Genomic DNA, 26789 nt, shown 5'->3' on the forward strand with positions numbered 1-26789 from the left:
TGAGTTCACTTCAGCAGCGCATTGCAACCTTATCCGACGTGACGACACATCTCATCACCGAATTGTACGAGTTGGAGGGACTGCACGAGCGGCTCAGGAAGGCAGAGCTGTCGGCGCGGCGGTTGAACCGCTCCGCTGGCGCACCACATTCCCATTCGTCAACTCGTCGTCGCTGCTCCGTTGCCGGGTCGACGCGGCACCGTCAGCGAGCATAGCTGGAAGGCGTTCGCCGGCGGCACGCAACGCCTTCGATGCCGCGCATCGCGAGCCGGCGCGGAGTTGACGGCTCGCTTCAAGCTCATGACGCCTCACATCACCACGACTTTGGTGCCGACATTGACACGACCGTAGAGGTCGATGACGTCCTCGTTGCGCATGCGGATGCAGCCGGAGGAGACGTTGGTGCCGATGGTCCAGGGCTCGTTGGAGCCGTGGATGCGGTAGAGCGTCGAGCCCAGATACATCGCGCGGGCGCCCAGCGGATTTTCCGGGCCGCCTTCCATGTGCCGGGGCAGATCGGGGCGGCGTACGAGCATTTCCGCCGGCGGCGTCCAGTCCGGCCATTCGCGCTTGGCGGTGATCGACTTCACGCCGGACCATGTGAAGCCGGGACGGCCCACACCGATACCGTAGCGCATCGCCCTGCCGTTGCCCTCGACGAGATAGAGGAACTTGTTCGGCGTATCGACCACGATCGTGCCGGGACTTTCCTTGCCGCTATAGTCGACGAGCTGCTTCTCGAATTTCGGATCGAACGGACGCTGCCGCGGATCGACCGCATCCTGCTGGAGCGCGCCTTGCTGAACTCCGCCTTGCATCTGCGGCTCGCCCATCGGCGGCAGACGGCGCTGATCGTAATAGGCCGGCTGCTGCTGGTACACCGGCTGCTGCGGCGCGTAGGCCGGACCGCGGCCGGGACCGTCACCGAACAGGAATTCGATGAAGCCGCCGCCCATGTTCGAGTTGGAGGCGACGCGCACCGGCGCCGGCGGCACCTGCGGCGCATAGAGCACCGCGGGCGGATCGTTCGGCACGGTGTTGTCGAAGGCGCTGGCGCTGTTTGCGCCGGCAATGAAGGTGCAAGCGCTGCCGAGCAGCGCGACAGACATTTTCTTGAACATCGACGTACTCTGTACTGTTTCGTCTAGATCACATGCGTCGGGGAAGGCGCCTGGCTGATCGACCGCCGCGACGTGGTCAATAAAAGGCAAAAGCCGTTTTGTTTGGTAAACGTATCAGGCGTTTGGATTCACCACGTCGTCAAGCGCGAGCCAATTTGGCGATCAGCGTTTATTTTCGATGAACGCAGCGCAGCCATGGTTAATCGCTTCTTTGCGCGCCGTCGCGCGATGCCGCACAACAGTTCCGGCTGTGAACTTCGTGTTAAATCGCTTCTGCCTACAAAGACGCGTGAATGAGGTGGGGGGAGTATCCTGATGGCTGTTCACCGCAAGCGTTTTCGCGTCGAAGATATCGCCGGTGGCGAAATGCCGATTCTTGACGTAACCGAAGAGGCAATCCCGATGCATAGCGAGATCATGGCCGAGCTGCGTGCGATCCGCGCACAGATGGCGAAGGGCAGTGTGCCCTTGTCCGGCAGCGCAGCCATGGCGGCGATCGACGCCTCCACCGCCCACGAGCTCTCGGAAGCTCGTACCATGCTCGAGACCTACCGGGCGCAGATCGAGCAGTGCGAGAAGCTGAAGGTCGAGCTCGACCTCATCCACGACGCCATCGACCGCACCAAGCGCGAGATCGCGACGCTGCACGGCAAGAGCTTCGACGGCGGCGAAATGGCCAAGGTCAATGGCGAGCTCGGCGCGGTCGTCGGCGGCACCGAGCAGGCGACCCAGCAGATCCTCGAAGCCGCCGAGTCGATCGACCAGGCGGCCAGCGCGATGTCCAAGGTGCAATCGGCCGATCAGCAGAAGCGGCTCGCCGACGACATCCAGGAACGCGTCATCTCGATTTTCGAAGCCTGCAACTTCCAGGACCTGACCGGCCAGCGCATCAGCAAGGTCATGACCACGATGAAGTTCATCGAGCAGCACATCAATGCGATGATGGAGATCTGGGGCGGCGTCGACGCGATCAAGGCCCATGTGCCGGCGCCTGTCGACAGCCGCAGCGATGACGAAAAGCTCCTCAACGGCCCGAAGCTGGCCGGCGACGTCGGCCATGCCTCGCAGGACGACATCGACGCGCTGTTCGACTGAGCGGACTTGGCACTCTGAAAAACAAAACGCCGGCGCGAGCCGGCGTTTTTGTTTTGGGGATTATCCCCTCCGATGTCATCGCCCGGCTTGACCGGGCGATCCAGTATTCCAGAGACGCCAGCGATTGAATCGAGAGGCCGCGGCGTACTGGATGCCCGCCTTCGCGGGGCATGACGGTGGAGGGAGACTACGCCCTCGGCGCGCAGCGGACGTAGACCATGTTGCCGTAGCGGGTGGCGGCGTCCTTGTCGATGAAGCGGGTGATCAGCACGCGGCCATCGAAGGAGATGATCTCGCGGTCCTGCTCGCCCGGCGTCGGGCCGGCGGGTCCGATGTAGTTCTTGCCGCTCGGCGAGCCCTTCAGCCGCAGCTCCTGCGGGGTCGCCTGGTCGGCCAGATGCATGATCACGCCGCCGGAGGAGCCGGCGGTGATCACATAGGGATTCTTGCACTGCGCCCGGGCGGCAGCCTCCGTGCGGGCGCGGTCGGCCGGATTCTGGAACGAGGCAAGACCCCAGCGGCCGACGATCTCGTCGGAGCGGATCGTTGCGGGCATTTCCGGGCCGGTGCCGGGCTCAGCCTCGGGCGGCGGCGAAGACGACGAGAAGGACGGCAGGCTCATGCCGCCGCCGCAGGCGCCCAGCAATAGCGCCAGACAAGACGCGGCGGCCAGATTGGCAACCGTGCGCGCGCGAGCTGAACTGATCATGGCATTCCCCCGAACAAGACCATGGCCGCACCCCTCCCGCAGCCAAGCGCAAAACCGCCGCTGGAGCAATGCCGTCGTTTGATACGCCGGCGCCCCGAACGAGTTTCCAATGCCACCATCCTATATCCGCCTCACCAATCGCTTAACCACCTTTGCTTGACAGGATCGCGGCCAAGCCATATTTCCGGGCGCACTATTAGCACTCGGAAAGCCCGATTGCTAAGCGTGCCGTTCGATCCTCGGGAAGAGGGTGGACGGAAGCGCCGCCCCAACCCACTTCCACTACTTCCGAAGCGAGCCTCCAAAGGGAAACGTCATGGCTAAATCCAAATTTCGTCCGCTGCATGACCGTGTCGTGGTCAAACGTATCGACGCCGAGGAAAAGTCCAAGGGCGGCATCATCATTCCCGACACCGCCAAGGAAAAGCCCTCCCAGGGCGAAATCGTCGCCGTCGGCCCGGGCGGCCGCGACGAGACCGGCAAGCTGATCCCGATCGACCTCAAGGTCGGCGACCGCGTGCTGTTCGGCAAATGGTCGGGCACCGAGGTCAAGATCGAGAACGAAGAGCTCCTGATCATGAAGGAGTCGGACATCATGGGCGTGCTGGCCTAAGGCCATCCGTCTGAACAGCCGCTGAATGTCATGCCCGGATCGCGCGATCCGGGCATCCATCATTCCGCCGGGTTCGACTTGCGGACCCGGGATTGGTGCAACACAAGCGGCAGACACATCACCAAACACGAGGGATTGCAGAAATGGCTGCCAAAGACGTCAAGTTTTCCGGAGACGCGCGCGATCGCATGCTGCGCGGCGTCGACGTTCTCGCCAACGCCGTCAAGGTGACGCTCGGCCCGAAGGGCCGCAACGTCGTCATCGAGAAGAGCTTTGGCGCGCCCCGCATCACCAAGGACGGCGTCACCGTCGCCAAGGAGATCGAGCTCGAGGACAAGTTCGAGAACATGGGCGCCCAGATGGTGCGTGAGGTCGCCTCCAAGACCAACGACCTCGCCGGCGACGGCACCACCACCGCGACCGTGCTGGCCCAGGCCATCGTGCGCGAAGGCGCCAAGGCGGTTGCCGCCGGCATGAACCCGATGGACCTCAAGCGCGGCATCGATTCCGCGGTTGCGGCTGTGGTCAAGGACATCGAAAAGCGCGCCAAGCCGGTCGCCGCCTCCTCCGAGGTCGCCCAGGTCGGCACCATCTCGGCCAACGGCGATGCCGCCATCGGCAAGATGATCGCCCAGGCGATGCAGAAGGTCGGCAATGAGGGCGTCATCACCGTCGAGGAGAACAAGTCGCTCGACACCGAGGTCGACATCGTCGAGGGCATGAAGTTCGACCGCGGCTATCTCAGCCCCTACTTCGTCACCAATGCCGAGAAGATGACCGCCGAGCTCGAGGACGCCTACATCCTCCTGCACGAGAAGAAGCTCTCGGGCCTGCAGGCCATGCTGCCGGTGCTCGAAGCCGTGGTGCAGTCGGGCAAGCCGCTCGTCATCGTCGCCGAGGACGTCGAGGGCGAGGCGCTCGCTACCCTGGTCGTCAACCGCCTGCGCGGCGGCCTCAAGGTCGCCGCCGTCAAGGCGCCTGGCTTCGGTGACCGCCGCAAGGCCATGCTCGAGGACATCGCGGTTCTCACCGGCGGCCAGCTCATCTCGGAGGAGCTCGGCATCAAGCTCGAGAACGTCACGGTGAAGATGCTCGGTCGCGCCAAGAAGGTGGTGATCGACAAGGAGAACACCACCATCGTCAACGGTGCCGGCAAAAAGCCCGACATCGAGGCCCGCGTCGGCCAGATCAAGGCGCAGATCGAGGAGACCACCTCGGACTACGACCGTGAGAAGCTCCAGGAGCGCCTCGCCAAGCTCGCCGGCGGCGTCGCGGTGATCCGCGTCGGCGGCGCCACCGAGATCGAGGTCAAGGAGAAGAAGGACCGCGTCGAGGACGCGCTCAACGCCACCCGCGCCGCGGTGCAGGAAGGCATCGTTCCGGGCGGCGGCGTCGCGCTGCTGCGCGCCAAGAAGGCGGTCGGCCGCCTGTCCAACGACAATGCCGACGTCCAGGCCGGCATCAACATCGTGCTGAAGGCGCTGGAAGCCCCGATCCGCCAGATCTCCGAGAACGCCGGCGTGGAAGGCTCGATCGTCGTCGGCAAGATCCTGGAGAACAAGTCCGAGACCTTCGGCTTCGACGCCCAGAACGAGGACTATGTCGACATGGTCGAGAAGGGCATCATCGATCCCGCCAAGGTGGTGCGCACCGCGCTCCAGGACGCCTCCTCCGTGGCCGGCCTCTTGGTCACCACCGAAGCCATGGTCGCCGAAATGCCGAAGAAGGAAGCTCCGCCCGCCATGCCGGCCGGCGGCGGCATGGGCGGTTTCTAAGGCCCATCCTCACCTTCCAGTATTACGAAGGCCGCCTCCGGGCGGCCTTCTTTTTTGCCGACCCTGCCCCTCCGCTTTCCGATTCAACCGGCGGCCAAAACCCACTACGGTGGCCCCGATTCTGATTGCTCGAGGATTTCGTCGATGCGCGCGCTTCCGGTTTGTTCGACAGCCCTGTTGGTGGCCTTACTCGCCGCCTCGCCCGAGGTCGCTTCCGCCCAGATGAAGCTGTCGCCGAAGGCCACGACGCCCGGCGGCGTCGAGACGCGCTATTTCACCTCGATCGACGGGCTGATGGACGGCAATGCCGACGTGATCCTGAAGGAGACGCGCCAGGGCAAGACGGTCACGGCGGCCGTGCTCGACGTCTGCTATCCCGTCGCGAAGAACTCCGACCGCAAGGACCGCTTCGTCGTCAATCTCCAGGTCGCAGGCCAGAACCTGACGGGCACGACGCAGAGCCTCGGCGCGAAGGCGCCGGTCAGCGTCAAGCTGCTGCGCAAGCAGGCCGGGGACATGTTCGAGTTCCGCGGCCAGATCACGATCGGCCAGGCCGTGACCGAGGTCACCTCGCCCGACAATTCCGATCTCAGCGAGAAGGAATTTCTGGACAACCAGACCTCCGATGACGGCATCACGCCGCAGCCGAAGGATTTCACCGACGTCTCGCCGGAGGCGATCGCCGTCAAGGTCAAGCTCGATGCCGCGACCGACTTCCTGAAGAGCCTGAAGGGCCAGGAGGTCGAGGTGACGCTGGCCAGCCTCAATGTCGGCTGCGACGCGCTGCGCGCCGGTGAGCAGACCATCAACATGTCGGTCGATCCGGAGCGCGCGGGGGCGCTGCTGGCAAAGTTCAAGGCGATGCCCGGCGTCACCGCCGCGGGCTGGACCGCGGGCATGACCGAGATGGACCGCACCATCCGCTTTCCCGCCGCCGACTGGCGCGATGGCGACAAGATCAACCGCGACAAGCTCGCGACCGCGGTTGCGGGTGTGCTGAGCAGGACGCTCGCGGCAAAGCCGGCCTCGCAGAGCTTCAACCCCGCCACCGGCAAGCTCAAGCTCGTCTTCAAGCGGCCGAACCAGGATTTCCCCGCGCTCGAACTCACCGACACGATCGAGGTCGCAGGCCTCGTCTCGCCCGACAAGCCCGGCACGACCGACAAGCTCATGCTTTGGATCGGCAGCCCCGCGACGACCACATCCGATGAGAGCAGCGGCGCCAAGCTCAATCTGTCCGATGACGCGAGCCCGGACGAAGAAGGCGATCTGCCCGACGACAACGGCTCGATCGAGGCGCTTGCCAAGGAGCTGAAAGCCCAGCGCTGGGACGCCGACAAGTCGGTGTGGAAGTAGACTCTCGTGCCCCGGACGCAGCGCAGCACGTCAGTGATGCGCTGCCGAGCCGGGGCCCAGAAGCTACGAGCACGTTCGAGGATAGGATTCTGGGTCCCGGCTCTGCGGCGCAGCGCTTACGCGCTCCGGCTTGTCCGAGACGAGCGCACTGCGAAAGCTAATTCCCGTTGACGCGAAAGCGCAGCGGCTTGGGACCAACCAGCATGAGCACGTCGCCCTGGCGCTTCCAGGTTTCGACGCTGCCGAGCGCGGCCACGAGATCGTCGTCGGCCTGTGCCTTTGCCGGCGGACAGGAACGGTCCTGGATCTGGCCGGGGACGAAGATCACGGTGTTGCCGGCGACCGAGAACTGGCCCTTGCCGCCCTTGCACCAGAGCTCCAGCATCACCTCGCCATTGTCGCCGATCTCGATGTTCGGTATCCGCTTCGAGCCGGGCTGTGGCAGCGCTTCCAGCGTCATCTCGGTGCCGAAGGGGAACCCCTCCTGTGCGCGAGCACCTCCCGCCACGAGCCACAACGCGACCGCCGCGCACGCGATCTGCTTCACCGCCATCATCTGGAATCCTCGATCATTCTGACTCGCCGGACCTTCTATAAGACGGCGAAGGCGCTGAGAAGCTTCGAGGACAGCGGATGCCTGAAATCCCCGCAAGTCCGAAGCCTGCGGGGATTTCGCCAGTGCCAAGCGGCGTTCAACGACTGTAGACCAGGCTCGGCAACCAAAGGATGATCTGAGGAAACATGATGCAGAGTCCGACGCCGATCGCCTGCAGCACCATGAAATTGACCGAAGCCCTGAAGATCGTGGCCATGCTGATTTCGGGCGGAGCGACGCTCTTCAGATAGAACAGCGAATAGCCGAACGGAGGGCTGAGAAACGCCATCTGCATGTTGATCATGAAGATCACCCCGTACCACAGCGGCACGTCCGCGGCCTCCACGCCGGGAACTCCGAATAGGCCGCTCCAGTCCAGGCTCTTCATGATCGGCAGGAAGATCGGCACCGTCAGCAACAGGATGCCGACCCAGTCGAGAAACATGCCGAGCACGAACAGGATCAGCATCATCAGGAACAGGATGCCGTATGGCGGCAGGCCGGTGCCAAGGATCGAATTGGCGACGAACTCCTGACCGCCCTTGAGAATGAAGAATCCGACGAACATGGTGGCGCCGAAGAAGATCCACATCACCATCGCCGTCGCCTTCAACGTGGCAATGGCCGCCTCCTCGACCGCCGGCCAGGTCAGCCGCCGGTGCAGGGCTGACACGAACAGCGCGCCGAAGGTGCCAATTCCGGCCGCCTCGACCGGAGTGGCGATGCCGAAGAAGATGATGCCGAGGACGAGAACGATCAAAAGCAGCGGTGCGATCGTATTCTTCAGCAGCCGCAGCTTCTCCCTCAGATCGACCCGCTCCTCCCGTGGAAGCGCCGGACCAAGCTTCGGATTGATGTAACATCGGATGGTGATGTAGGCGATGTACATGCCGGAGAGCAGAAAGCCCGGCAGGATCGAGCCAACCAGCAATTCGCCAAGCGATTGCTGCGCCACCACCGCATACACGATAGCCATCACCGATGGCGGAATCAGAATACCCAGGGTGCCGCCCGCCAACAGAGCGCCGCAGGCGAGCTTCTGATCGTAGCCGCGCTTCATCATGGCCGGCAGCGCGATCATGCCCATCGTGACCTCGGTCGCACCAACGACGCCGACCATGGCGGCGAGCGCGGTGCAGGCCAGCACGGTTGCGGAGGCAAGGCCTCCCTTGAGTGAGCCCAGCCACTTATAGACGGCATCGAACAGCTCTTCGATGATGCCGGCTTTTTCCAGCATGGCCGCCATAAAGATGAACAACGGCACCGCGGACAGCTGGTAGTCGGTCATGAACGGAAAAATGCGCGCGGGCGTCATGTTCAGAACGGCCGCATTGCCGAACAGGAACAGGAAGATGACCGCAAGACTTCCAGTGCAGAACGCCATCGGCAGCCCGAGCGCAAGCAGGACGCCGAGCGAGCCGAACATCAGCAGCGTGAGCCAGGCAATATCGATACTCCACCCCATGGCTCAGGCTCTCCCACGTGCAAGGAACGCGATGTCCTTCATGAGTTTCGAAATTCCCTGCAGGAAGAGCAGCCCTGCGCCGATCGGCATCAACAGCTTCACGGACCAGTATTGCACGCCCCATTCGGTGAACGAGTGCTCGTCGTTGTTGATGGCGTCGGCGGCAAAACGCCAGCTGGTCCAAAACAATACCCCAACGAAGATGAAGAAGAAGACGGATGTGACGATGTCGGCCACCGCTTTGCCGCGCGGCGAGAACCTGGTGTAGATCACGTCGACGCGAACGTGCTGGTCTTCGCGATAGGCATAGGCGCCCGCCAGCATGTATTGCATGCCATACATCAGAAACATGCTTTCGTGCACCCAATTGGTGGGCGAGTTGAAGGCAAATCGCGCGATCACCTCGTAGTAATAGACGAACACCGAAAGCACGGCCCAATAGGCCGCAAACTCGCCGGCCCGGACGTTCACGAACTCGATCTTGTCGGTCAGCCAGGTGTGCACGCGCAGCGTGGGGTCTTCGCCTGTCCCCTGCTGATCGACATATGCGGCCTGCTCGGCAGGGGGCGGATGAAGCCTGCGCTCCGCAGCCTCGCGTTCTGACGCGCGCCTCACGGCGCCCGGCAACAGCACGGCATCCACGAGCAGCATCGCAGCCATCAGAATCGCGAGCCACCGCGAGTAGCCGCGCCACCGGTCGAGATCGGCCTGTGCTTGCGCGAATTGCTGTTCGGCGGCAGAGCCTTCGCTCTGGGCCTTCTTCAGCCTTTCGGTCATCCGCGGCGTTGCTGACACATTCGGCGGTATCTCCGCGCGCCTGATGGCAGTATGCGATCTCTCGACGGCGGCGCGGGTACGCGAGACGTCCTCGCGACGGTCGCGCATTTCATCATTCGTATAGAGGATCGCAAGGAAGACTGGAATGAAGATGAGGCCCCACATGTTGCGGAGATACAGGCGGTGCAGCCCCATGAAGCCCGCGCACAGCCAGAACATGTAGGCGATGAACAACGATGGACCTTGCGGGGTCCCGCGCTGCTTCTGGCGCTTGACGAAGTACATGGCTAGCAATGGAAATACGATCAGGGTGCCCCAATACAGCCAATGGGGCAGCACGAAATTCAGACTTGGCATCGAGGCCTCGGTAAGAGCGGGCTAAGGCAAGGAGACGATCGGAAAGAGCCTGTTCGATCCCGTGGAAGGAGGCATCGAAAGTGCCTCCTTGCACAATTTTTCGATCAGATCGAGCAGACCTCAAAGATCGAGCTTCTGGCCCCGGTACATCTCGGGGGTGACGTAGCCGAAGCTCGGAGATTCCATGACTTCAAGCTGCGCCTTGAAAATGCGCGCCGCGTCCTTGTCCTTGTTGGCCCATTTGAACCAGATCGGGACGGCGACTTTCTGGAATTCCTCGAGATCTTCCGCTGGCAGGCGATTGATCTGAACGCCGGCCTTTTCGAACTTGCCCCAGGCGACCATGTCGGCCTTCTGAATCGCGCCATGGTGGAGGGCCGAATAGGCCTCGATCTCGTTCTCCACCCAGAGCTGCATCTTCGGTGACAGCTTGTTCCAGTGGTTCAGGCCGACGCAGAAATCCATCAGGTCGACTGGCTGGTAGATCGACTCCAGACCTGGAGGTCCCATCCAGATGTATTTGGCGACCTGCTGGAAGCCGAGGTCCCAGTTGACCGCGGGACCGGTGTAGTCGGCCGCTTCGATGGTGCCCTTCTCGAGGGCGGAAAACACTTCGCCACCCGGCAGCAGGGTCGTCTTCGCACCGATCGCGGCGAAGCCCTCGGCGATCATGCCGCCCGGCACGCGCAACTTCAGGTCCTTGAAATCATCGATCGACCTGATCGGCTTCTTGGAGTGGATGATGTTCGGGCCGTGGTGGATGCGGCCGACATACATCAGCCCTTGCTTGGCAAACACGTCGCGCGCGAGCTTCAGTCCTCCATTGCCGTAGAAGAACACGTCCCATTCATGAGGATAGCGCAGTCCCATCAAATAGGACGAGAGGAAGGCCGTTGCAGGCACCTTGCCGGCCCAATAGAGCGTGAACGAGTTCATCGCCTCGAGCACGCCGTTTTTCACGCCGTCCAAGAGTTCGAAATCGCCGACGACTTCCTTCGCAGCGAACGGCTTGAACTCAAGCTCACCGCCGGTCTTTTCCTTGATGGAACCGCACCATTGCTTGAACGTGGCGAGCCCGACGCCAGCCGGCCACGAAGTTTGGACCTTCCACGTTGTCGTCTCGGCAGCCTGGGCATCACGAATGTAGGGCGCCGTGACGGCGGCCGTGCCGGCCGCGACAAGAAACTTGCGACGAGTGGTCTTTCGCTTGGTTGTTTCGTTGGTCATTGACTCCTCCCTTCTGGTCGCCGTATTCCGCCCTTATGGGCGGTTATCTTTGCGGCTTAACCTCCGGACTCAGCGGTTATTCCGCAATTTTTTGCAGCCAGCTGGAGCAATTTCGGACCAGCCGGACCGGCTCACATCCTCGCGAAGTTCCGAGGCCTCTTAAGCGGCCCCGTTTCGGCCATGCTAGGGTCGAGCGGCAGGCCGGGACAAGCCAACGCGGATTGAAGGGTTTACGACCTTAGTCTAAGCAGCCATCTAATTTTCGCCATGGCTCCCGGCATTTGCCCCCGAACCCTTGCGCACCACCCAGGAGACCCAGCTCTGTGAAGAACATCCGCGCCACGCTCGCGATCGTCTGGCGAATCGCCATGCCCTATTTCAGATCGGAGGACAAATGGGCCGGCCTCGGCCTGCTCGCCGCCGTGATCGCGATGGAGCTGGCGCTGGTCGCGATCAATGTCCTCGTCAATCAGTGGCAGAACCGGTTCTACAGTGCGCTGCAGGCCTACGATCTGGACGCCTTCGTTACGGAGATCTGGATCTTCCTCGGCCTCGCCTTCACCTTCGTCGCGCTGGCCGTGTACAAGCTTTACCTGAACCAGTGGCTGCAGATCCGCTGGCGGCAGTGGCTGACGCGACACTATCTCGGCGAATGGCTCGACGGCGCCACGCACTACCGCATGCAGCTCAGGGGCGAGGCCGCCGACAACCCGGACCAGCGCATCACCGAGGACGTCAAGACCTTCGTCGAGCAAACGCTGACCATCGGGCTCGGCTTGCTGTCGTCGATCGTGACGCTGGCATCGTTCGTCGTCATCCTCTGGGGCCTGTCCAACAAGGCGCCTCTGCACATTTACGGCACCGATATCGTCATCCCCGGTTTTCTGGTGTGGTCTGCGCTGGTTTACGCGATCCTGGGCACCGCGTTGACGCACTGGATCGGTGTACCGCTCGTCAATCTCAATTTCGAGCAGCAGCGCTTTGAAGCCGATTTCCGCTTCAACCTGGTCCGGGTGCGCGAAAATTCCGAGCAGATCGCACTCCTGAAGGGTGAACGTGCCGAGCGAGGGCGCCTGTTGCACCGCTTCGGCTTCGTCATCGCCAACTGGTACGCGATCATGAGCCGGACCAAGCGCCTCACGGCGTTCACGGCAAGCTATCAGCAGGCGGCGGTGGTCTTTCCCTATGTGATGGTAGCGCCCGCCTTCTTCGCCAAGAGGATCCAGCTCGGCGACATGATGCAGACCGGCTCGGCATTCGGCAGCGTGCAGGATGCGCTGTCCTTCTTCGTCACGGCCTACCGCTCGCTCGCCGAATGGCGCGCGGTGGTCGCCCGTCTCGACGGCTTCGAGATGTCGGTCGGCGCAGCCGCCAACATCGCGGCGCACGAGCCCACCATTGGCGTTGCGCCGTCCAGCCGCAGCAAGGCGATCGCACTCCAGCAGTTGCTGGTGAAGCTGCCAAACGGCGCGCCGCTGGTCACGGTCGATGCCTTCACGATCCAGCCGTCGGAGCGGGTGCTGGTGACTGGGCCGTCGGGCTCAGGCAAGTCGACGCTGTTCCGCGCCGTCGCCGGCATCTGGCCGTTCGGCACCGGGACGATCTCCATCCCCGAGAACGCCCGGCTGATGATGCTGCCGCAGCGGCCGTATTTCCCGGTCGGCCCGCTCGGCGATGCCGTGATCTACCCCGCCGAGCACGGCACGATCGCGCCCGACAAGATCAGGGAGGCCCTGGCGGGGGTCGGCATGCCGCGGCTGTCGGGACGGCTTGACGAGGAAGGCCACTGGAACCGGACGCTGTCGCTGGGCGAACAGCAGCGCCTGGGGCTCGCCCGCGCCCTGCTGCATGCGCCCGACTATCTCTTCCTCGACGAGGCGACCGCCTCGCTCGACGAGTTGTCGGAGGCCCGGCTGTACCGGTTGCTGGCGGAGAAGCTGCCGCAAGCCACCATCGTCTCGATCGGGCACCGCTCGACGCTCGACGTCTTCCACACCCGCAAGGTCGCGATGGTGGAGAGCGGAGAGATCCACGTACTCGGCAGCAGCCAAGAGCCGGCCGAGGCGGAGCCGAGCGCGGCGCGCTGAGACCGCCTGCGCTACCTGCCGGATCGTGATCGCTGGGACAGCCGTCCAAGGGATGGCGTCGCTTCCGCTCGCCTATCTCCCCGCCTTGCCCAGCGGCACGAAGAACGTGGATGCCCGGCACATCTGGTGCTGCGTCTCTGACGTCTGAGCGAGTCAACGTCATTCCGGGAATGTCATTCCCGGGTACGGGGCCGTGAGAATCCATTCAGCCGCGTACTCTGTGGCCCGATGGATTCCGGGCTCCCTCGCTCCGCTCGCGCCCCGGCAATGACGGAATGAACCGTTGGCCAGGGCATGACGACAGCTATCAATCCGGCGCCCCACGAGAGCCGTTCGCCCCAAGCAAAAGGGCGGCAGATCGCTCTGCCGCCCTCGCCAAGTATTCCGGGAAAAGTCTTACTTCAGGTTGGTCATCGCCGTCAGGTCGAACGACAGCTTGGCGATACCGGCCGCGCCGCACCAGTTGGAGCCGACTCCCGACGGATTGATCGGGGTCACGTCGGTACCGAGGTTCGGAGCGATGTTGCCGCGGGCGGAGAAGTCGCTGGTGAAGGCGTTGCAGTTACCCTTGGACAGGTCGGTGTCGGAATAACGCAGGTCCAGCGTGAACACCTTGTAGGTGAAGCCGATGCCGATGTTCCAGGTGTTGTAGTCGGCGTACTTGATGCCGTTCGGGAACGCCGGCACGCCGTAGAAGCTGTCGGAGGTGCCGAGCCACTGACGGCCGAACTCGCCCGAGACATACATGCCGACGCCGCTCGAGCCGAAGACCGTGCTGGGCGCGATGTACTTGCCGGTGATCGAGGTGTAGTTGCCCCAGGCGCCGGAGTTCAGGTAGCTCGGGGTGTAGTATTCGTTGACGCCGAACGACCAGTTGTCGTTCACCGTATAAGTCATCTTGCCGTAGACTTCGAAGAAGCTCAGGTCCTTCTTGATCACGTTGCCGTTGATCAGGGCCTGCGAGGCGCACTCGGCGCCCTGGAAGTTGCCGGCAAAGTCAATTCCGGGCGCGCCGAAGAAGCAGCTGCCGCCCGGATACAGATAGCCCCATACGCCGATGTCGAAGGCGAAGGCACCGAAGGTCGGGCGGATACCGCCATAGACGTCGATCTCGGCCGCGGCGCGGTTCGGGAAGGAGATGCTCTCACCGGACACGCCCACGTAGAGCTGGAGGTCCTTAGTGACGTTGTAGCGCGGCTCGAAATAGGCCGTGACCGACGGCTTGTGGTTCGACTGGGTGATACCGCGGAAAATATAGTCGCTCATGATGCCGCCGCCGAAGGCGACGTCCCAGGGCTCGAAAGCGGGCGGCGGCGGGGCTTTCAATGCCTTGACCGGCATATCTGCCGCGAAAGCCGAACCCGTCACCATTGCCAGCGCCGTTGCCAACAAAGCCACTTTTTTCATTTCGATCCCCATCGCCAGTTCTTAGACCTAGTCAGGTCCCAATAGCCCCCCGGGGCGCTCGACCTGATTGCAAATTTCGTAACTGCGGCAATGTGAATTGAGGGGTGCGAACGGTGAAGCAAAAAGCGCGGGCATCTGCCGACTTTTTAGGCGTTTTGACGATTCCACGAAAGGTTGTCAGCCTGTGTGTCTTCTCGAACACATTATTTGCATCGCAAAGCGCAGGAAGCACCGTGCAAGTACGGGACGGCCCGGGAAGCGTGTCACCCAGGTGACGAATCAGACGGGCGCGAGAAAGGACGTCCTCTGTAGGTGCTTGCGGCGATGCAAAAAGGCCGCAGCGTCACCGCAGCGGCCTTCCTGTTGTCGATCGCGGTCGCTGGACCTACCCCTGTCCCTCGGCCGGCGACGATTCCGCAGAAGACGAAGGCATCGCCCAGCTTGTCTCGGCGGCAGGCTCGGGAGCCGGAGCTTCCACCGGTGCTGATGGCTTCGGAGCAGGAGCTGCCTTCGCTTTCTTCGGTGCTGCTTTCTTCGCGGCCTTCTTGGGTGCGGCCTTCTTGGCCGACTTCGTCGCAGCCTTCTTGGCGGCTCTCTTCGGGGCTGCCTTCTTGGCAGCTTTCTTTGCAGACTTCTTGGCAGACTTTTTCGCGGACTTCTTGGCTGCCTTCTTCGCGGTCTTCTTCTTCGCCGCTACGACCTTCTTAGCCTTTTTGGCCTTCTTGCTTTTTTTCTTCTTCGCTTTCGCCATCGTGGTCCTCCTGTTGCCGCCGAACAATGGTCGATCGGGCGTCTTTCTGCCGTCACCTGCGGACGAAAGCTCAGCTTTTGAAAGCTCAAACTTGCGCGTTCAATGCCGGCCGCGACCCGCCCGTAGCCCAATCGAGAAGCTCAATCGTGTGTACGACCGGAATTGATGTGCCACTGGCAATCTGCACCATGCAGCCGATATTGCCCGCAGCAATCATGTCCGGCTTGACGCTCGCGATGTTGGCGACCTTGCGATCGCGCAACCGGTCCGCAAGCTCGGGCTGGAGAATGTTGTAGGTGCCCGCCGAACCGCAACACAAATGGCTCTCCGGCACATCTTTCACCACGAATCCATTCTTGGAAAGCAATTCTTTCGGAAGGCCCGTGATTTTCTGCCCATGCTGCAACGAGCACGCGGAGTGATAGGCGACCACGATGTTGTCCTGTGGCGCGGTGGCCGAAAGTCCGAGGCCGGCGACGTATTCGGTGATGTCCTTGGCAAGCGCGGACACCTTCGCCGCATCGGCTGCGAACGCCACATCCTCGCGCAGCAGATAGCCGTAGTCCTTGATCACGGTGCCGCAGCCGGACGCCGTCACCAGGATGGCGTCGAGCCCCTCGCCGGCCGCCTCCCGGCACCACGCAGCGATATTGGCGCGCGCCCGTGCCAATGCATCGTGGTCGTTGCCGAGGTGATGGGTCAGCGCGCCACAGCACTGCTCGTCCCGGACCAGGACAACCTCGATGCCGTGGCGGGTGAGAAGGCTGATGGCGGCCTGGTTGATGCGCGGCGCCAGCACCTGCTGGGCGCAGCCTTGCAGCAGAGCGACCCGGCCGCGTCTCTTGCCGAGCGCGGCGAACACGCTGCCGGCGGCGGGCCCGGGCGATGGCAGCCGGTTCGGCGCCAGCGCCAGCATCGCCTTGATGCGCTGGATCAATCCGGGCGTAGCCGAAGGCCGAGGCGTCGGCAGGAAGACGGCAAGCGGGCGGGCCAGCCGCGCCAGCCACATGCTCGCGCGGAAACGCTGCGGGTCCGGCAGGACGAAGGCCAACACCTGACGCAACAACCGCTCAGTCAGCGGCCGCTGATAGCGCTGCTCGATCCGGACCCGGGCCTGGTCGACGAGGTGCATGTAGTTCACCCCTGACGGGCAGGTCGTCATGCAGGCAAGGCACGACAGACAGCGGTCGATATGTTTGACCACCTCCGCCGTCGGCTCCTGGTCCTTCTCCAGCATCTCCTTGATCAGGTAGATGCGGCCGCGTGGGCTATCGAGCTCGTCGCCGAGGAGTACATAGGTCGGACAGGTTGCGGTGCAGAAGCCGCAATGGACGCAGGCGCGAAGGATCTTGTCGGCTTCGGCGATGTCGGGGTCGGCGAGCTGCGCCAGTGAGAATTCGGTCTTCATGCCGCAGCGCCCCGCCTCAGGCGTCCCCGGTTGAGAATGGTCTTCGGATCGAAACTGGCGCGCACCCGCTCGCTCAGCGCCGCGATGCCAGGCGCTTGCGGATGGAATACATCGATATCACACCTGACGTCCTCGGTCGCCCGGATCAGCGTGGCATGTCCTCCGAACGCGTTGGTGAGCTGGCGCACGGCCGGGACATGCGCGTCCGGCTTCGGCGGCACCGCCGCCCAGATCAGTCCGCCGCCCCAATCATAGATCAGGTCGCCGCCGGTCTCGCGTGCCAATTGGGTGCCGAGCGCCGCACCCGACGCCGGCGGACAGACGATCCGCCAGACCGGCCAAGCGCCCAGCGCGCCGTTTGCCGCGAACGGCAGGACGTCGCGGATCGTGGCCCACAGCGCGGACGATGCGGCGTCTTCGATCAGGGTCGCGGTTCCGAACGGCGCCAGCAATTCGCGCAGCGAGCCGGCGCGGTGCGCGGCGGACGCCGTGATGCCCTCGAGCCGCAGCACGGTCAGCGCCTCGTCCTGGCCCGCGACGTCGCCGAGCCCATTGGCCTTGGTGCGAAAGGCCGATTTCGGCAGATGCGCGGCTCCGGAAACGTCGAAGGGCGAGCCGAGCGCCGCCGTCATCGCCTTGTTGGCGCGGGCATCGTCGAGTCCGCGGAGCAACAGCGTCCGCTCGGCCTCGGGCTTGGGCATCACCTTGAGCGTGACCTCGGTCATCACCGCCAGCGTGCCCCAGGAGCCGGCGAGAAGCTTGCAAAGGTCGTAGCCGGTGACGTTCTTCACCACCTTGCCGCCGGTCTTGAAACTGTCGCCAAAGCCGGAAACGGCGTGCGCCCCGAGCAGATGATCGCGCGCCCCGCCCGCCCTGATCCGCCGCGGACCGGCGAGCCCGGCGGCGATCATGCCGCCGATGGTTCCGAGCGCCGGCGTGCCGAGCAGCGGCGCCGTGTTCATCGGCTCGAAGGCGAATTGCTGGTTCTTGGCATCGATCAGCGACAGCACGTCGGCCAGCGGCGCGCCGGCCTGGAGCGTGACGATCAGCTCGTTGGGCTCGTAGGAGGTGACCGCATTGAGCGCGGAGACGTCGAGCACGGCATTGGTCGCCATCGCATGGCCGATACCGCGCTTGGAGCCATGACCGATGATCTCGAGCGGCTGCTCGTTGGCGATCGCCGCGCGCACCACCTCTTCGACGTCTTTGCCGTCTCTGACCTTGAGCGTATCCACGAGAGGAGGCCGTAACGAAATTCGCGCCGGAAATCAAATCTGTCAGACACTGCGCTTCGCCCGGGCTGACAATCTCTGGTGCAACGCGAAAGAGCGCTGGCCGGGGCGCTCCCGTTGGCAGGCAAGCCTTCCGCTGCTTGTCGTCAACTGGCGCATCTTACCGAAGCAGCCCAGCCGGACGAAGCGAGCAAGAACGGTGGGGCGACGCAATCTCGCGGCGCCCGCAACCAGACTTCGCGCTCTGCATCGATCGTCGGGATCACCGGCACTGCTTCGGCGGATCGGCGCGACGCGCCCATCGGGCATTTGCTGGACCTGCGATAATAGATTGATGAACAGGCGTTCATGGAACGGCGCAGTTTCCAACCCGTTGATCACGATGCTTCCTTCAGAAGGAGGAATGAAGATGAAGAGGATAATTGTTGCACTTTCTGCCATCGCCCTCATCGGCGCTGCGCCGGCCGTCTTTGCCCAAGGCGTATCAAGCAAGACGCCGGGCCAAGAGATGCAGACCAAGGGCTCCAAGGCAGGCCATCCGGGAGCATCCGGCTACACTCCGGGACATAAGAAGCACGCCATGGGTTCTAAGAAAGGTCACCCCGGCGCTTCTGGCTACGCTCCCGGCCAAACCACTGGCGCGAGCACGAAGTCTGGTGGCGCGAGCACGAAGTCTGGCTACTGACGGTCGTCTCGCAATTGCCAATAGGCCAATGACAAGAGCCGCCGCGGTCTCAACCCGGCGGCTCTTTGTGTGAGCGATCCCGGTCGCTCAGAACCGGGGAATATCCGGAAACGCGAGCTTACCTGCATGCACATGCATGCGGCCGAGCTCGGCGCAGCGATGCAGGGTCGGAAACACCTTTCCGGGATTGAGCAGACCCTGCGCGTCGAAGGCGCATTTCAACCGCTGCTGCTGGTTGAGGTCGATCTCGGTGAACATATCCGGCATGAGGTCGCGCTTCTCGATGCCGACGCCGTGCTCGCCGGTGAGCACGCCGCCGAATTCGACGCAGGCGCGCAGGATGTCGGCGCCAAAAGCCTCCGCGCGCTCGATCTCGCCGGGCTTGTTGGCGTCGTAGAGGATCAGCGGGTGTAGATTGCCATCGCCGGCGTGGAACACGTTGGCGCAGCCGAGCTGGTATTTTTCGCCGAGTTCGCGGATGCGCGCCAGCGCCTTCGGCAGCGCGCCGCGGGGAATCGTGCCATCCATGCAGAGATAATCGGGCGAGATGCGGCCCACGGCGGGAAACGCTGCCTTGCGGCCCGCCCAGAACAGATTGCGCTCGGCCTCCGAGGTCGAGATCTGGCAGGTGGTCGAGCCGCAGCCATTCGCGATCGCCTCGACGCGCGTGATCAGCTCGTCGACCTCGATCTTGGGACCGTCGAGCTCGATGATCAGCAGCGCTTCGACGTCGAGCGGATAGCCGGCATGGACGAAGGCCTCGGCGGCGTGGATCGCGGGCTTGTCCATCATCTCCATGCCCCCAGGGATGATGCCGGCGCCGATGATGCGCGCCACGCATTCGCCGGCGGCCTCGACCTCGGCGAAGCCGACCATCAGCGCGCGCGCGGTCTCCGGCTTTTGCAGGATGCGCACCGTGATCTCGGTGATGACCCCGAGCAGGCCTTCGGAACCGGTGATGACGCCCATCAGATCGTAGCCGGGGTTCTCCGCCGACTTGCCGCCGATGCGCAGGATCTCGCCGCTCATCAGCACGATCTCACAACCGAGCACGTTGTTGGTGGTCATGCCGTATTTCAGGCAATGCACGCCGCCGGAATTTTCCGCGACATTGCCGCCGATCGAGCAGGCGATCTGCGAGGACGGGTCTGGCGCGTAATAGAAGCCGGCATGCGCGACCGCCTGACTGATGGCAAGGTTGGTGACGCCGGGCTCGGTGACGACGACGCGGTTGTCGAAATCGATCTCGCGGATGCGCTTGAACTTGCCGAGCCCGAGCAGCACGCCGTCCTCGAGCGGCAGCGCGCCCCCGGACAGCGAGGTACCGGACCCGCGGGGCACGACCTTGATGCCCTGCTCTGCACAATATTTCAGGACCAGCGAGACCTGCTCGGTGGTGTCAGGCAGCACCACGACCATCGGCGGCTGCCGATAGGCCGTCAATCCGTCGGATTCATAGGCTCGCATCTCGGCGGCGCTGTCGATCACGCCTTCGCCGGGGACGATTGCGCGCAGTGCGGCAACGACGTCCGCGCGGCGCGCGAGCACGGCCTGGTCGCTCGCAGGCATCATGATGGCCATATCAAATCCTTCATGGCATATCCGTCCGGCTCACGCCGCACGATCCAATTTATCGCGGTAAATCAACCACGTCCGGGGGTGTTTGGGTAGGCCATCCGAAAGTCGGACCCGCAATCGCCAGCGAGTTCGCTCTGGGACAAGTAGGAAATCGTGAAACCTGCCATGGTCTGGCGGCTTGTCCAAGCCGGGCAGGCCTGCCAAAACCGGCAGGTCCGACAATTGCCGCTCAGGCAAGAGACTGACTAGACCCACCAGGGAAGAGACGAAGAGCACCCGATGACAAAACTGACTTTTGGCGCACTGACGATCCTCACCGTGATTGCCACCGCACCCGCCGCGATGGCGCAGGATGTCGCGGCCGGCAAGACATCATTCAACAAATGCCTGGCCTGCCACGCAATCGGCGAAGGCGCCAAGAACAAGGTCGGCCCCGAGCTCAACGGCCTCAACGGCCGCAAGTCGGGCACCGCTCCCGACTACAACTACTCGGATGCGAACAAGAATTCCGGCATCACCTGGGACGAGCCGACCTTCAAGGAATACATCAAGGATCCCAAAGCCAAGATCCCCGGCACCAAGATGGCGTTCGCCGGCATCAAGAACGAGACCGAGATCAACAATCTCTGGGCCTATGTCTCGCAGTTCGACAAGGACGGGAAGATCAAGCAATAGGTGCGGAAAAGGCGGCCGCTAGAGCTACGGTTCTGATTGAATCAGAACCGAAGCTCCAGCATCCACTTCGCTCGAAAACGCTTTAATCGGCGGCCGCCTGCGCCTGGACGATCTTCCCGATCATCGTCTCGATCTCCGCCTTCACGACATCCGGTACGGCGTTCTGCACCATGTGGCCGAGATCGGGCAGCACGATCAGCTTCGCATTCGGCACGATCGCGGCAAACGGGCGTGCGTGGATGCCGGTCGATACGGTCTTGTCGGGCTCGCCGGCGATGATCGTGACCGGCGCCCTGATCTCGCCATAGCGCGAGACTTGTGCAGCAACCGCTTCCTTCAGCGTCACCAGATCATAGGCATTGGCGATGAACTCGCGCGGACGTAACAGCAGCGGCGTCGCGGAGTCCCTGACGAAGCCGTCCGGCATAACTTGCGGCAGGAAGACGTTGCGCGCACCGGATTCAGTAAGAACATAGCCGAGCGGCAGCGTGATCGTGTAGGCGAGCAGCGGACCGATCACGGGCGTTGCGATGATCTCGTTGTAGCGACCGACGCCGCCGCGCCAGGGATGAGTGACGGGCGCGAGCATCACGAGGCCAGCGACGCGGTACGGGTGATCGAGCGCGATCCGCGCGCCGAGGGCGCCGCTCCAGGAATGCACCACGAAGACCGCGCGGTCGATCCCGAGCTTCTGAAGCGCATCATCGATCATCCGCGCCTGGATCTGCGGCGTCGAATCCTGCCGCCGCACACGCGTGCTCCAGCCATGGCCGGGACGGTCGATCAGAATGACGCGACGATCCCTGGCGAGGAGATCGCCGAGCGGCCGCCGCATTGCTTCGAGATTGGAGCTTGCGCCGTGCAGCATCACGATCGGCAGGCCAGCGTTGCGCGGGCCGAGATCGACGACGTGAAGCACCGCGCCGTCGACCGCGATCATCCGGCCCTGCGGCGGATAGGCGCGCTGCACGACGAGGATTCCGGCCTGCGTGGCCAGCGCCAGCAGAACCAGCGCCGTCACGACTGACATCACGATCATTGAGCGAATCCGGGCGGTCCTGGGCACAGGACAGTTACGGGTCTTGGCACACGCCAGTTTCGCTCAGTCGGCTTCAGGGCTTCCACCGGAAACAGCGGGGCTGTGGATATGTGCACAATTAGGGAACGTAAAAACCCAACGGAATCAACAATATTCCTTGGCGACACGCAAGCCTCGGACCAGCTTCATGCAGTCGTCATCGCGGCTTCCATATAATCGCCATGGTCGGTTCGGCCATCTAGGCGCGGGTGGGCGCCGATCCTCCTCGCAGCCTCGGGGATGCGGGAAAGACCGGCAGGATTTTTTCCTGGTTTGAACCGGAGGATTTTCGATGAGCTTCAGATCGAACGACACTGCGATCGACGAGATCGTCGCGAGCTGCAGCGGCGACCTGCGCGGTGCCGTGCGGGCGCTGCTCCTGATCAACGAGCATCTCGAAGCTGAGCTTGCAAAGGCTTACGCCGCCGTCGCCGATCGCGGCCTCACCGAGCGCGGCGGCAGCGTCCTGCACTAGGTGTCCTGCACCAGGTGCAAGCGACTTAGTTCGACCCGTCCTCGTCCTTCTCCTCGTCGGGCGTGACCGCGGGACAGGCGCGGATCGTCGAACGGGCAAGCTTGGCGTCGGCCTTGGATTTGTAGGGGCCGTCACCGAACCAGATATCGCCGATGATCACGGGATTGCTGGTCACGATATCGCATTTGCCGGTGGCGCGGTTGCCGACCACCCAGAACAATCCGTCGGCAAGGCTCACCGTCCCGGACGCGAGCAGCAAGCTACCTGCAAAGATCAAACGCTTCATGGCTTTTGCTCCTGCGATGCAGGTAGGCCTGCGGCAGCCCCGGCAATAGCCCTCGCGACGCGACGCCTGCGATCGTGGTTAATCCACGCCGGCCGCGATCGCTCAAGAAATGATCGAGTTATAGGCTAGATGTCGCGACCTTCGACCTTCTCGGTCAGCGCCTTGACCTGGTCGGGGATCTTCTCGAGGTGCGGATTGACGGCGAGCGCCTTGCGGTAGGCTTCCAGCGCGCGCTTCTCGTTGCCGACCTCCTGCATGATCATGCCGAGCCCTGCGAGCGCACCGAAATGGCGCGGTTCGCGGATCAGCACTTGCTGAATGTCGGCGAGCGAGCGGCCATAATCGTTCTGCATGTAATAGAGCGTGGCGCGCCGGTTCCAGGCCTCGATATAGTCGGGCCTGAGCTTGATGATCGAATCCAGCAGCTTGATCGCGACATCGATCTTCTGCGCCTCGACCGCGGTCTTGGCGCGCGACATCAACAGTGCCGCGGTGTCGCTCGGGGTCTGCAGCCAGATCGCCCAGATCCGCGCCTCGACATGCTTGGCGCTGGTCTCGTCGGGCGCTGCCTTCAGCGCGCCGAACAGGAAATCGAGATTCTTGGTGCGGTCGACCTTGGGCAGCTTGGCCGGCGCTTCCGGCAGCTTCTTCTGCTGGCCGGGCGGAGGCGGCGGCTCAATCTGCTGCGCCAGCACCGGGGCGAAGCCGGCGGTCCCCAGGACCAGGGCCAGACACAGGGTGGGCGCGCAGAGGAATCTCAGTGCCATGGGCAAAGTCTAAACGCGCAAAGCCGCCCTTGCAAAGCAGGGCGGCGTCAAACTCGTGTGAGACCGTGGTCTTGCGGAGCGCGAAGGCGTCCTGGAGGGCGAGATCAGCCCTGACGCGCCTTGAAGCGGCGCTGCACCTTGTTGATCACATAGACCCGGCCCTTGCGGCGGACCAGGCGGTTGGCGCGATGGCGACCGCGCAACGATTTCAGCGAGTTACGGACCTTCATGGCAGAATCCTGAACGTTCGAAAGGCCGTGTTCGGCACTACCGTTTCGGCACGCGCGAATATGGCAAAATGAGATTTTTCCCGCTGGCGGACCGACCGCCCGGGACGGGGCGGTTCTTAAGGCATCGCGGGAGGTGATGTCAATGTTAACTGCCCGGTTCCGAACCAGCAAAATTCGCGAAAACAACCCCATGCACAGTAGAAACGGCCGGATCGGCCCGATCTGCCGAGCCGATAACCTGCGGCAGCGCCTTGCCAAATTCGTTATATGATATAATCAATTTGGCAACCCGGGAGGAAACCCATGCCAAAGCTGAAGCTGCCCAACATCGACGATGTCGTCGCCATCGACATCCACACCCATGCCGAGGAGCCCTGTGGCTGCCATGCCGACGACGGCTATGACGATTTCCAGGCGCAGATGGCGGAGTATTTCAAGTCGCCCAACAAGCATCCGCCAACGGTACCGGAGACCGCGGCGTACTACCGCTCCAAGAACATCGCCGCCGTGATCTTCCCGGTCGATGCCGAGCGCGAGACCGGCTTCCGCCGCTATAACAATTACGAGATGCTGGAGGTCGCCTCCGACCATCTCGACGTCCTCATCCCCTTCGTCTCGATCGACCCGCACAAGGGCAAGCTCGGCGCCCGCGAGGCGCGCAAGCTGATCGAGGAATACGGGGTGCGCGGCTTCAAATTCCACCCGACCATGCAGGGCTTCTACGCCAACGACCGCATGGCCTATCCGCTCTATGAAGAGATCAATAATGGCGGCGCGATCGCGCTGTTCCACACCGGCCAGACCGGCGTCGGCTCCGGCATGCCCGGCGGCATGGGCATGCGGCTGAAATATTCCAACCCGATGTACATGGACGATGTCGCGGCCGATTTCCCCGACCTCAAGATCATCCTCGCCCACCCCTCCTTCCCCTGGCAGGAGGAGGCGCTGTCGGTCGCGACCCACAAGCCGAACGTCTATATCGACCTCTCCGGCTGGTCGCCGAAATATTTCCCGCCGATCCTGGTGCGCTACATCAACTCGATCCTCCAGGACAAGATGCTGTTCGGCTCGGACTGGCCGGTGATCACGCCGGATCGCTGGCTGTCGGATTTTGCCAAGATCGACATCCGCGACGAGATCCGGCCGAAGGTGCTCAAGGCCAACGCGCGCAAGCTGTTGGGAATCTAGGCGCTCACCCATCGCCCATAGCGCATAGGGCTTCGATCCCGGTGACCGAAGCCCTCGGCTCAGACGCTCGAGGCCTCAGCCGGGTCTCGCCCAGCGGGAGGCTCGGAATATAGAACGACGATAGCTGGCCGTTCCGATATAGTCCGTGCGCCTGCAACGATCCAAGGGAGGGGTCAATGAGCACCAAAGCCGTCGTCTTCGACGCCTACGGGACGCTCTACGACATCCAGTCGGTCGCAGAGATCACCGAGGATGCGTTTCCAGGCTATGGCGAGATCATCACGCAGGTCTGGCGTATCAAGCAGCTCGAATACACCTGGTTGCGCTCGCTGATGCGGCGCTACCAGGATTTTGCCACTGTCACGCGCGACTCGCTTGCCTATACGCTGCGCGTGCTTGGGATCGCTTACGAGAACGACGCATTCGAGCGCGTGATCGAGAAGTATCTGCACCTCGACCTCTATCCGGATGCGACGGCAGCGCTTGCGGCCCTGAGACCGCGAAAGCTTGCCATCCTCTCCAACGGCAGTCCGGACATGCTCAATGCGCTCGTGCGCAATTCCGGCCTCGACGCCTTGCTCGATGCCACCATCAGCGTCGACGCGAAGAAAATCTTCAAGCCGAGCCCGGACGTCTATGAGCTGATCGGCGAGGTGCTCGGCACCAAGGCGAACGAGGTTCTGTTCGTCTCCTCCAATCCCTGGGACGCCGCCGGCGCGAAATCGTTCGGATTGAAGGTCGCCTGGATCGAGCGGGTGACGCCCGAAGCCATGGCGCTGGCTTGCGTCGAGAACGAACTCGTGGCACCGCTGACGATGTTCAAGGCGATCCGCACCCAGATGGACGAGCTCGGCTTCGCGCCGGATCACCGCATCCGCGCACTCTCCGAGTTGCCAGGAATCGCTTAAGGAATCGCTTCGGGATCGCCGCCCATGTTCTTGGAATGAGCTGTTTGGAATGAGCCTTCAATCCGTTCGCGATTTTTTCGCCGAGAGAGCCCCCGACATTACCGTCATCGAATCCCCGATCAGCTCTGCCACGGTGACGCTGGCGGCGGAAGCCTATGGCGTCGAGCCGGGGCGCATCGCCAAGACGCTGTCGTTGCGCATCGGCGAACGCGTAATCCTGATCGTCGCTGCCGGCACTTCGCGCATGGACAACAAGAAGGTGAAAGCGCAGTTCGGGGGCAAGCCGAAAATGCTGGGACTGGAGGAGGTCGCCGAGATCACCGGCCACGAGGTCGGCGGCGTCTGTCCGTTCGGCCTGAAGGCGCCGCTGCCGATCTATTGCGACGTCTCGCTGAAAGCGTTCGACGTGGTGGTGCCGGCCGCAGGCTCGACCCACAGCGCCGTGCGCATCACGCCGGAGCGGATGGCTGAGCTCGTCGCGGCCGAATGGGTCGATGTCTGCGAACACCGATCCTAAGCGAGGCTAATCATCCTCGTCATAATAGGGCCGCGGCGGAGGGGGCGGCGCGGTGTTGTAGCGCGGCGGGGGCGCGGCGCGGTTGCGCGGCACCGGCTGCTGCGGCTGGGCCTGGTTGTTCGATTGGAACACTGCACGGCAGCCGCTCGAGAGCTGCGGCGTGTTCTGCTGCAAGCAGGCCACGATACGGTTCACGTCGGGAATCTGATCGCTGCACAGGCGCCACACATCAGGCGTGCAGGCCATCTGCTGTTCCATTGTGCCGCGATATTCCTGGGCGAATGCTGCGTTCTGCGCGACGATGCCGCCGATCGCGAGCGCCACACCCAGCGCAATCCGCTCTGTTCGCATGTCCCGATCCTTCCCGAATCCCATCAAAACCTCCCCAATCAATGAGGCGGGGGAAGGTTCTGGACCAACAACAAAA

Annotated in this window: 27 protein-coding genes; 10 read left to right on the forward strand and 17 right to left on the reverse strand. The window is 63.2% G+C overall.

The window, feature by feature from the left end:
* Positions 1-308: 308 nt before the first annotated feature.
* Entirely contained in the window at positions 309-1121 is an 813-nt protein-coding gene (locus BLV07_RS15270; RefSeq protein ID WP_091886944.1) for a L,D-transpeptidase, read from the reverse strand.
* A gap of 315 nt (positions 1122-1436) precedes the next feature.
* Between BLV07_RS15270 and BLV07_RS15275 the strand changes: the two genes are divergently transcribed.
* A complete protein-coding gene (locus tag BLV07_RS15275; RefSeq protein WP_091886946.1) occupies positions 1437-2216 on the forward strand; it encodes a protein phosphatase CheZ in 780 nt (259 codons plus the stop codon).
* A gap of 187 nt (positions 2217-2403) precedes the next feature.
* Here the strand turns inward: BLV07_RS15275 and BLV07_RS15280 are convergent, their stop codons facing one another.
* A complete protein-coding gene (locus BLV07_RS15280; protein WP_164934682.1) occupies positions 2404-2925 on the reverse strand; it encodes a hypothetical protein in 522 nt (173 codons plus the stop codon).
* A gap of 316 nt (positions 2926-3241) precedes the next feature.
* Here BLV07_RS15280 and BLV07_RS15285 point away from each other — a divergent pair, with 316 nt between their 5' ends.
* From BLV07_RS15285 to BLV07_RS15295, 3 genes are all read left to right on the forward strand, one after another.
* Complete coding sequence (locus tag BLV07_RS15285) at positions 3242-3538, forward strand: co-chaperone GroES (RefSeq protein WP_091886950.1); 297 nt, start codon at positions 3242-3244, stop codon at positions 3536-3538.
* A 143-nt stretch (positions 3539-3681) separates the two neighbouring features.
* The gene (gene groL, locus BLV07_RS15290) at positions 3682-5313 is read left to right on the forward strand and encodes a chaperonin GroEL (RefSeq protein ID WP_091886952.1); all 1632 of its coding nucleotides are present in this window, start codon (positions 3682-3684) and stop codon (positions 5311-5313) included.
* Between the two features lie 144 nt (positions 5314-5457).
* Positions 5458-6669 carry a hypothetical protein gene (locus BLV07_RS15295; protein ID WP_091886954.1) on the forward strand — a complete coding sequence of 404 codons (1212 nt, stop codon included), beginning with the start codon at positions 5458-5460 and terminating at the stop codon, positions 6667-6669.
* Between the two features lie 157 nt (positions 6670-6826).
* Here the strand turns inward: BLV07_RS15295 and BLV07_RS15300 are convergent, their stop codons facing one another.
* The 4 genes from BLV07_RS15300 to dctP form a co-directional block, all read right to left on the reverse strand.
* A complete protein-coding gene (locus BLV07_RS15300) occupies positions 6827-7225 on the reverse strand; it encodes an META domain-containing protein (RefSeq protein ID WP_091886956.1) in 399 nt (132 codons plus the stop codon).
* Positions 7226-7361: 136 nt separating this feature from the next.
* Positions 7362-8729 carry a TRAP transporter large permease gene (locus BLV07_RS15305; protein WP_091886958.1) on the reverse strand — a complete coding sequence of 456 codons (1368 nt, stop codon included), beginning with the start codon at positions 8727-8729 and terminating at the stop codon, positions 7362-7364.
* Between the two features lie 3 nt (positions 8730-8732).
* Positions 8733-9863 (reverse strand): TRAP transporter small permease subunit, encoded by a 1131-nt coding sequence (locus tag BLV07_RS15310; RefSeq protein WP_091886960.1) that lies wholly within the window; start codon positions 9861-9863, stop codon positions 8733-8735.
* A 120-nt stretch (positions 9864-9983) separates the two neighbouring features.
* Entirely contained in the window at positions 9984-11090 is a 1107-nt protein-coding gene (gene dctP, locus BLV07_RS15315) for a TRAP transporter substrate-binding protein DctP (protein ID WP_091886962.1), read from the reverse strand.
* Positions 11091-11413: 323 nt separating this feature from the next.
* Between dctP and BLV07_RS15320 the strand changes: the two genes are divergently transcribed.
* Positions 11414-13177, forward strand: coding sequence for an ABC transporter ATP-binding protein/permease (locus BLV07_RS15320; protein WP_091886964.1), 1764 nt, complete (start codon positions 11414-11416; stop codon positions 13175-13177).
* Between the two features lie 396 nt (positions 13178-13573).
* Here the strand turns inward: BLV07_RS15320 and BLV07_RS15325 are convergent, their stop codons facing one another.
* The 6 genes from BLV07_RS15325 to BLV07_RS15350 form a co-directional block, all read right to left on the reverse strand.
* Positions 13574-14584 (reverse strand): TorF family putative porin, encoded by a 1011-nt coding sequence (locus tag BLV07_RS15325; protein WP_091887077.1) that lies wholly within the window; start codon positions 14582-14584, stop codon positions 13574-13576.
* Between the two features lie 385 nt (positions 14585-14969).
* A complete protein-coding gene (locus tag BLV07_RS15330; RefSeq protein WP_091886966.1) occupies positions 14970-15335 on the reverse strand; it encodes a histone in 366 nt (121 codons plus the stop codon).
* An 85-nt stretch (positions 15336-15420) separates the two neighbouring features.
* The gene (glcF, locus tag BLV07_RS15335) at positions 15421-16743 is read right to left on the reverse strand and encodes a glycolate oxidase subunit GlcF (protein ID WP_091886968.1); all 1323 of its coding nucleotides are present in this window, start codon (positions 16741-16743) and stop codon (positions 15421-15423) included.
* Positions 16740-17978, reverse strand: a complete 1239-nt coding sequence (locus BLV07_RS15340; RefSeq protein ID WP_091886970.1) for an FAD-binding protein — start codon at positions 17976-17978, stop codon at positions 16740-16742. Before BLV07_RS15340 ends, glcF begins: the two co-directional genes overlap by 4 nt.
* A gap of 42 nt (positions 17979-18020) precedes the next feature.
* Positions 18021-18416, reverse strand: a complete 396-nt coding sequence (locus BLV07_RS47555; RefSeq protein WP_176945552.1) for a hypothetical protein — start codon at positions 18414-18416, stop codon at positions 18021-18023.
* A 331-nt stretch (positions 18417-18747) separates the two neighbouring features.
* Positions 18748-20241, reverse strand: coding sequence for an FAD-linked oxidase C-terminal domain-containing protein (locus BLV07_RS15350; protein WP_091886972.1), 1494 nt, complete (start codon positions 20239-20241; stop codon positions 18748-18750).
* A gap of 276 nt (positions 20242-20517) precedes the next feature.
* Between BLV07_RS15350 and cycA the strand changes: the two genes are divergently transcribed.
* Positions 20518-20913 carry a cytochrome c-550 CycA gene (gene cycA / locus BLV07_RS15355; protein WP_091886974.1) on the forward strand — a complete coding sequence of 132 codons (396 nt, stop codon included), beginning with the start codon at positions 20518-20520 and terminating at the stop codon, positions 20911-20913.
* An 82-nt stretch (positions 20914-20995) separates the two neighbouring features.
* Here cycA and BLV07_RS15360 read toward each other — a convergent pair whose 3' ends face one another.
* Positions 20996-21952 carry an alpha/beta fold hydrolase gene (locus BLV07_RS15360; RefSeq protein ID WP_176945553.1) on the reverse strand — a complete coding sequence of 319 codons (957 nt, stop codon included), beginning with the start codon at positions 21950-21952 and terminating at the stop codon, positions 20996-20998.
* 331 nt (positions 21953-22283) lie between these two features.
* Between BLV07_RS15360 and BLV07_RS15365 the strand changes: the two genes are divergently transcribed.
* Positions 22284-22466, forward strand: coding sequence for a hypothetical protein (locus BLV07_RS15365; RefSeq protein WP_091886978.1), 183 nt, complete (start codon positions 22284-22286; stop codon positions 22464-22466).
* Between the two features lie 25 nt (positions 22467-22491).
* Here the strand turns inward: BLV07_RS15365 and BLV07_RS15370 are convergent, their stop codons facing one another.
* The 3 genes from BLV07_RS15370 to ykgO all read right to left on the reverse strand — a co-directional run bounded on the left by BLV07_RS15370 (position 22492) and on the right by ykgO (position 23749).
* Positions 22492-22752, reverse strand: coding sequence for a hypothetical protein (locus BLV07_RS15370; protein ID WP_091886980.1), 261 nt, complete (start codon positions 22750-22752; stop codon positions 22492-22494).
* A 125-nt stretch (positions 22753-22877) separates the two neighbouring features.
* Positions 22878-23519 (reverse strand): tetratricopeptide repeat protein, encoded by a 642-nt coding sequence (locus tag BLV07_RS15375; protein WP_091886982.1) that lies wholly within the window; start codon positions 23517-23519, stop codon positions 22878-22880.
* Positions 23520-23623: 104 nt separating this feature from the next.
* Positions 23624-23749: a type B 50S ribosomal protein L36 gene (gene ykgO / locus BLV07_RS15380; protein WP_006611362.1), complete on the reverse strand. Its 126-nt coding sequence runs from the start codon at positions 23747-23749 to the stop codon at positions 23624-23626.
* 303 nt (positions 23750-24052) lie between these two features.
* On the opposite strand from ykgO, the gene BLV07_RS15385 reads away from it, so the two are divergent.
* The 3 genes from BLV07_RS15385 to BLV07_RS15395 all read left to right on the forward strand — a co-directional run bounded on the left by BLV07_RS15385 (position 24053) and on the right by BLV07_RS15395 (position 26362).
* Complete coding sequence (locus BLV07_RS15385; RefSeq protein WP_011090280.1) at positions 24053-24937, forward strand: 4-hydroxyphenyl-beta-ketoacyl-CoA hydrolase; 885 nt, start codon at positions 24053-24055, stop codon at positions 24935-24937.
* 176 nt (positions 24938-25113) lie between these two features.
* Entirely contained in the window at positions 25114-25845 is a 732-nt protein-coding gene (locus BLV07_RS15390) for a haloacid dehalogenase type II (protein ID WP_091886984.1), read from the forward strand.
* Between the two features lie 49 nt (positions 25846-25894).
* Positions 25895-26362 (forward strand): YbaK/EbsC family protein, encoded by a 468-nt coding sequence (locus BLV07_RS15395; protein WP_091886986.1) that lies wholly within the window; start codon positions 25895-25897, stop codon positions 26360-26362.
* Between the two features lie 6 nt (positions 26363-26368).
* Here BLV07_RS15395 and BLV07_RS15400 read toward each other — a convergent pair whose 3' ends face one another.
* Positions 26369-26713: a hypothetical protein gene (locus BLV07_RS15400; RefSeq protein WP_091887079.1), complete on the reverse strand. Its 345-nt coding sequence runs from the start codon at positions 26711-26713 to the stop codon at positions 26369-26371.
* Positions 26714-26789 lie beyond the last annotated feature (76 nt).

This window comes from Bradyrhizobium sp. Rc2d, assembly GCF_900099855.1.
Taxonomy (GTDB): Bacteria; Pseudomonadota; Alphaproteobacteria; order Rhizobiales; family Xanthobacteraceae; genus Bradyrhizobium.